General features: G+C 66.8%; 1 protein-coding gene. It reads left to right on the forward strand.

Annotated features, from left to right (window positions below):
* Positions 1 to 398, forward strand: a 398-nt coding sequence (locus tag AC0L3U_RS38585; protein WP_473364989.1) for a fumarylacetoacetate hydrolase family protein, incomplete at both ends; no start/stop codon positions are given.

The raw sequence follows: 398 nt of genomic DNA on the forward strand, positions 1-398 counted from the left end.
CCATCCGCCCGTCCGGCACCGAAGTGCGTCGCCCCAAAGGGCAGACCTTGCCCGCCGGCCAGGCCGAGCCGACGTTCGGCCCCTGCGCCCGCCTGGACTATGAACTGGAACTGGGCATCTGGATCGGCCAGGGCAATGCCATGGGCGACGCGATTGCCATCAGCGATGCGGCCGAGCACATCGCCGGTTTCTGCCTGCTAAACGATTGGTCGGCCCGCGACATCCAGGCCTGGGAATACCAGCCGCTGGGTCCGTTCCTGTCCAAGAGCTTCATCACCAGCATCTCGCCCTGGGTCGTGACGGCCGAAGCGCTGGAACCGTTCCGCAAGGCGCAACCGGCGCGGCCCGAAGGTGATCCGCAACCGTTGCCGTACCTGCTGGACCCTCGCGATCAGAAG

The sequence above is a fragment of the Bradyrhizobium sp. Kon69 genome (assembly GCF_055807515.1).